Origin of the sequence: Nevskia sp., assembly GCF_023266035.1 — a bacterium.
Lineage (GTDB): Bacteria > Pseudomonadota > Gammaproteobacteria > Nevskiales > Nevskiaceae > Nevskia.
The window spans coordinates 20,779-27,009 of record NZ_JAHFRY010000004.1; the positions used below are offsets into that span (position 1 = coordinate 20,779).

Consider the following 6,231-nt stretch of genomic DNA (forward strand, 5'->3'; position numbering starts at 1 on the left):
ATGAACAGCAATGCCATGGCCACCATCCTGATCGTCGATGACGTCGCGGAAAATCTCGCCGTCGCCCACGACGCACTCGACGGCGCCGGCTATCGGGTCCGTGTCGCCACCAGCGGCCTTGCCGCGCTGGAAAGCGCGCGCCTGCAGCCGCCGGATCTGATCCTGCTCGACGCGATGATGCCCGGCGTCGACGGCTTCGAAACCTGCCGCCGCTTCAAGGCCGATCTCGCCACGCGGCCGATCCCGATCGTGTTCATGACCGGGCTCACCGATACCGATCACGTCGTCCGCGGCTTCCAGGCCGGCGGCATCGACTACATCACCAAGCCGATCCGGCCGCAGGAAGTGATCGCCCGCATCGCTTCACATCTGCGCAATGCGCGGCTGGTTGCCGAGACCCAGGCGGCTTCCGATGCGGCCGGCGATGCCATCGTCTCGATCGACGATGTCGGCCGGGTCAACTGGGCCACACCACTCGCGCGCAGCTGGCTGGCCGGCGTCTGCGCGGCCGACCACCGTCTGCCCGAGGCGCTGCTGCGCTGGCTGGCGATCGGCGAAGGCGCCTCGCCCAATTTCAGCCTGCAGGGCAATGGCCAGCGGCTGGCGTTCTCGAAGCTCGGCGAGCGCCGCCTGCTGGTGCAACGCCACGAAGCGGTGCCGGAGCCGGATGCGCTGATGCGCCTGCTGCCGCTGACCGCGCGCGAAGCCGAGGTTCTGTACTGGGTGGCGCTGGGCAAGACCAATCCAGAAATCGCCGGCGTGCTGGAAATGAGCCCACGCACGGTCAACAAGCATCTCGAACACATCTTCACCAAGCTCGGTGTGGAAACGCGGACGGCTGCAGCCACCGTCGCGTTGAACCGCAGCCGCCTTGGCGTCGTGCCGAACTGAGGAACGACACGACCAGCTAAAGACAAGAAAAGGAGCAGCAACAACACGGTGCGCGGCTCTCGAAAGAGAGCAGCAGACGCACCGGATCAGGGCAAGTAGTGGGGGCAAGCGACAGAGCGGGGTCACGTCGACCCGGCAGGGCGGAGCTATGTCCGCGATTCGATACAGGCAATCCCAGTTCAACACTTAACCAGGGGAGTTACACGATGAAAGCGACGACCAACAACAAGGGGCAGCACAAGGGAATGGGGAACAACACGATGCTCAAGCTCACTGCCGTGAGCGCGCTGGCCGCAGCCGCCACGATCTGCGCCGCGCCGGTCAAGGCGGCCGATCTGAAACTGCCGCCGATCAGTCTGGGCGCCGGTCTGCGCACCCAGTTCGAAAGCACCAATCCGAGCGGCGGCAGCAACACCATCAACGATTTCAATGTCAACAACGCTCGTCTCTACATCGGCGGTTCGGTGACCGAGAACATCAAGCTGATGTTCAACACCGACTACTCGTCCGGCAGCGATCTGCAGGTGATGGACGCGGTGGCCCGCTTCGAGTTCGGCGACAAGTTCAACATCTGGGCCGGCCGCTTCCTGGCGCCGACCGACCGCGCCAACCTCTACGGCCCGTTCTACGCCAGCAACTGGAACGTCTACGAGGACGGCGTGCAGGACGGCTATCCGGGCATCGTCCAGGGCCGCCAGAACGGCGTCGCCTACTGGGGCACCTTCGGCATCGCCAAGGTTTCCTTCGGCCTGTTCGATGCGCCGGGCACCTTCGGCGAAGGCGAAGTGCTGACCTCCGGCCGCGTCCAGCTGAACTTCTGGGATGCCGAGCCGGGCTATTACCTGAACGGCACCTACTACGGCGCCAAGGATCTGCTGTCGGTCGGCCTCGCTGGTCAGACCTCGGCCGGCAAGCACGCCTACACGCTCGACGGGCTGATGGAAAAGAAGTTGCCGAACGGCGGCGTCGTGACCCTGGAAGCGGAAGCCGCACGTTACGACGAACTGGGCGGCTACGGCGGCTTCAACGGCAGCTACATCGACTCCAACGGCTGGTACGGCCTCGCTGCCTACCTGTTCCCGCAGCAGGTCGGTATCGGCAAGGTCCAGCTGCTCGCCAAATACGGCGCCGCGCGCTTCAACGACGCCCAGCTCCTCCCCCTCCAGGAAGCCCCCACTGCCGAATACGAGCAGACGACGATGGAATTCAACCTCAACTATCTGATCAAGACCTTCGATGCCCGCCTCTCGCTGTTCTACAAGGACACCAAGCTCGACGCCGGCCTGCCGGACACCACCCAGATCGGCGTTGGCGTGCAGATCCAGATCTGAACGCCCACTCCTGAACATCTCTCCATTTCGTAACCAGAGGATCACCCGATGAAGATGAATCTGATCAAGACGGCACTGCTGGCCACTGCCGCAGCGCTGAGCTTTTCCGCACAGGCTGCCGACGACACCATCAAGGTCGGCGTGCTGCATTCGCTGTCCGGCACCATGGCGATCTCCGAAACCACGCTGAAGGACACTGTCCTGATGCTGATCGAGGAGCAGAACAAGAAGGGCGGCGTGCTCGGCAAGAAGCTCGAAGCCGTGGTTGTCGATCCGGCGTCGAACTGGCCGCTGTTCGCCGAAAAGGCATCCGAGCTGATCGACAAGAACAAGGTCTCCGTGGTGTTCGGCTGCTGGACCTCGGTGTCGCGCAAGTCGGTGCTGCCGGTGTTCGAGAAGTCCAATTCGCTGCTGTTCTACCCGGTGCAGTACGAGGGTGAAGAATCCTCGAAGAACGTGATCTACACCGGTGCGGCGCCGAATCAGCAGGCGATTCCGGCGGTCGACTATCTGATGAAGGATCTCAAGGTGAAGCGCTGGGTGCTCGAAGGCACCGACTACGTCTATCCGCGCACCACCAACAAGATTCTCGAGGCCTATCTGAAGGCCAAGGGCGTGAAGGCCGAAGACATCATCGTCAACTACACGCCGTTCGGCTTCAGCGATTGGCAGAGCGAAGTGTCGAAGATCAAGGCCTTCGGTTCGGCGGGCAAGAAGACGGCGGTGGTCTCGACCATCAACGGCGATGCCAACGTGCCGTTCTACAAGGAACTCGGCAACCAGAAGATCTCGGCCGAAGACATTCCGGTGGTCGCGTTCTCGGTGGGCGAGGAAGAACTGTCGGGCATCGACACCAAGCCGCTGGTCGGCCATCTCGCCGCCTGGAACTACTTCGAGAGCGTCAAGTCGCCTGCCAACACCGCCTTCATCAAGGCCTGGCAGACGTACATCAAGAACCCGAAGCGCACCACCAATGATCCGATGGAAGCGACCTACATCGGCTTCAACCTGTGGGTGAAGGCGGTCGAGAAGGCCGGCACCACCGACACCACCAAGGTCATCGACACCCTGCCGGGCCTGGAAGTGCCGAACCTGACCGGTGGCACCGCCAAGCTGCTGCCGAATCACCACATCACCAAGCCGGTCTACATCGGCGAGATCAAGGAAGACGGCCAGTTCGAAACCGTGTGGCAGACCAAGGCCGAAGTCCCTGGCGACGCCTGGTCCGACTTCCTCGACGGCTCGAAGGATCTGGAATCCGATTGGGTCGCGCTCAAGTGCGGCAACTACAACACCAAGCTGAAGAAGTGCTCGAACTGAGTCTTCGCAGCCCGGCGCTCAGGCACTGAGCGCCGGGCTGCACCCGAAGCAGGCAGCACTGCTGGGGGCACGCTCCGGGCCGGAATTGGCCCGGCCCGGAGCTTGCTTTGCATCCCCTGTCGTCACCCTCTTTTCAGGAGCATCCCCGCGATGATTCCGCTGCCCCCATTTTTCATGCGACTGCCGCTGCGACGATGCCTGCTGGCGGCAATCGTTGCCGTGAGCCTGCCGCTGCAGGCAGACGATGCGGTCGCGCCGGCTGCTGACGCTGCCGCAGAGACCACCGCCGAGGCGGCGCCGGCTGCGCCGACCGCGTATCCGGACGTCATCCGCGCGCTCGGCACCGCGTCTTTAAGCGAACGCACCGCCTTGCTCGAAGCATTGCTGGCAACCAAGAACCCGAACACGGCCGCTGTACTGACGGCCTGGCTCGAAGATCATCTGCATGTGCGCGACGCCGATGGCGCCGTGTTCATCACCGCGGAAGCGGAAGCGAACTACCAGCTGACCGATCCGCTGACCATGGCCACGGCCGGCAGCGAACCCGCCGAAGGCTTCACCAAGATTGGCAGCAACAACAACCTGCGCAAGCTGCTGCGCAGCGCCCTGGCCTCGTTCAAGCTCGGCAACCCCGACGCCGCGGTACGCCTCGCGGCGGTGCAGGAAATGCTCCGCGCGCCGGACGAGCTGACCCTGACCATGCTTCGCGAACAGGCGAAGACCGAGCAGGACCCGGCCGTGCTGAAAGCGATCGCTGCCGGCCAGGCCTACGCCGATCTGACTTCGGACAGCGCCGATACCCGGCTGGCGGCGGTGAACGTGCTTTCCGGTGCGCTCGATGGCGAAACCCTGGCCAAGCTCGAAGCGCTGCGCGAGGAAGCCAACGAGCCCGATGAACGAGTCCGCAGCGCGGCCTCGGTGGCGATCTCGTCGATCGCCCTGAAGCGCAAGTTCTTCAGTGCCATCGAAACCCTGTTCTTCGGCCTGAGCCTCGGCTCGGTGCTGGTACTCGCCGCCATCGGCCTGGCGATCACCTTCGGCGTGATGGGTGTGATCAACATGGCGCACGGCGAGCTGATGATGATCGGTGCCTACACCGCTTACGTCGTGCAGCAGCTGATGCCGACCCATCTCGCGGCCTCGATCCTGATCTCGATTCCGGCGGCCTTCGTGGTCTCCGGCCTGGTCGGCATCGCCATCGAACGTGGTGTCGTCCGCTTCCTGTACGGCCGGCCGCTGGAAACCTTGCTGGCGACCTTCGGCATCAGCCTGTTCCTGCAGCAGCTGGTGCGGTCGATCTTCTCGCCGCTGAATCGTTCGGTGGCAACGCCGGAGTTCATGAGCGGCCAGTGGGTGATCAACGATGCGCTGTCGCTGACCTGGAACCGCCTCTACATCGTCGTCTTCACCATGGTGGTGTTCGCCGCACTGCAATTGATCCTGCGCCGCACCTCGCTGGGCCTGAAGGTGCGTGCGGTGTCGCAGAACCGGGCGATGGCACGTTCGATGGGCATCAATTCGGATCGTGTCGATGCGATCACTTTCGGCCTCGGCTCCGGCATTGCCGGTGTCGCAGGCGTCGCACTTTCGCAGCTGACCAATGTCGGCCCCAACCTCGGCCAGAGCTACATCATCGATTCGTTCATGGTCGTGGTCTTCGGTGGCGTCGGCAATCTCTGGGGCACGGTGATCGGCGGCATGACCCTGGGCGTGGCCGGCAAGCTGCTCGAACCCGCAGTCGGTGCGGTGATGGCCAAGATCGCCATGCTGGTGTTCATCATCCTGTTCATCCAGCGCCGCAAACAGGGCCTGTTTCCCCAGAAAGGCCGCGCCGCGGAGGGCCACTAATGAGCACGCAATCGATGAAGGGGCAAGGTGTACTGATCCCGGCCCTCAAGGCCGACCGCGGGGGGCAGGTGCTGCTGTTGCTGCTGCTGATCGCAGCGGTAGCGGTGCCGGTCTTCAACCTGCTGATTCCGGAAGGCTCGTTCTTCCACCTGTCGACCTACACGGTCACCCTGTTCGGCAAGTACCTGTGCTACGCGCTGCTGGCGATCGCGGTCGATCTGGTCTGGGGTTATTGCGGCATTCTCAGCCTCGGCCACACCGCGTTCTTCGCCCTCGGCGGCTATGCGATCGGCATGTATCTGATGCGCCAGATCGGCCCGCGCGGCGTCTATGGCAATCCGATCCTGCCGGACTTCATGGTGTTCCTGAACTGGACCGAGCTGCCCTGGTTCTGGGAAGGCATGAACCACTTCCCGGTGGCGCTGCTGATGGTGGTGCTGATCCCGGGCCTGCTGGCGCTCGGCTTCGGCTGGCTGGCGTTCCGCTCGCGGGTCACCGGCGTCTATCTGTCGATCATGACCCAGGCGCTGACCTTCGCCCTGCTGCTGGCTTTCTTCCGTAACGAGATGGGCTTCGGCGGCAACAACGGCCTGACCGATTTCAAGGAACTGCTCGGCTTCGATCTGAAGACGCCCGGCATGCGAGTGGCGCTGTTCATCACCACGGTGATCGCGCTCGCCGTTGGCTACATCGGCTGCCGCTACGTGATCGCGTCTAGGCTCGGACGAGTCGTGCAGGGCATCCGTGACGCCGAAGGCCGCACCCGCTTCATCGGCTATCAGGTGGAGTCCTACAAGCTGTGGATCTGGGTGTTCTCGGCGATGCTCGCCGGCATCGCCGG

5 protein-coding genes are annotated in these 6,231 nt (G+C 63.6%); all 5 read left to right on the forward strand.

Going from position 1 to position 6,231, the window contains the following annotated elements:
• Window positions 1-891 (forward strand): response regulator transcription factor, encoded by an 891-nt coding sequence (locus Q0D45_RS00545; protein WP_293387202.1) that lies wholly within the window; start codon window positions 1-3, stop codon window positions 889-891.
• A 206-nt stretch (window positions 892-1,097) separates the two neighbouring features.
• On the forward strand, window positions 1,098-2,222 hold the full coding sequence (locus Q0D45_RS00550) for a porin (protein WP_293387204.1): 1,125 nt from the start codon (window positions 1,098-1,100) through the stop codon (window positions 2,220-2,222).
• Between the two features lie 48 nt (window positions 2,223-2,270).
• Window positions 2,271-3,542 (forward strand): urea ABC transporter substrate-binding protein, encoded by a 1,272-nt coding sequence (gene urtA, locus Q0D45_RS00555; RefSeq protein WP_293387206.1) that lies wholly within the window; start codon window positions 2,271-2,273, stop codon window positions 3,540-3,542.
• 174 nt (window positions 3,543-3,716) lie between these two features.
• The gene (gene urtB, locus Q0D45_RS00560) at window positions 3,717-5,390 is read left to right on the forward strand and encodes an urea ABC transporter permease subunit UrtB (protein WP_293387208.1); all 1,674 of its coding nucleotides are present in this window, start codon (window positions 3,717-3,719) and stop codon (window positions 5,388-5,390) included.
• Window positions 5,390-6,231 (forward strand): urea ABC transporter permease subunit UrtC (gene urtC, locus Q0D45_RS00565; protein WP_293387210.1); only part of this gene is annotated, 842 nt, incomplete at its 3' end. The genes urtB and urtC, both read left to right, overlap by 1 nt.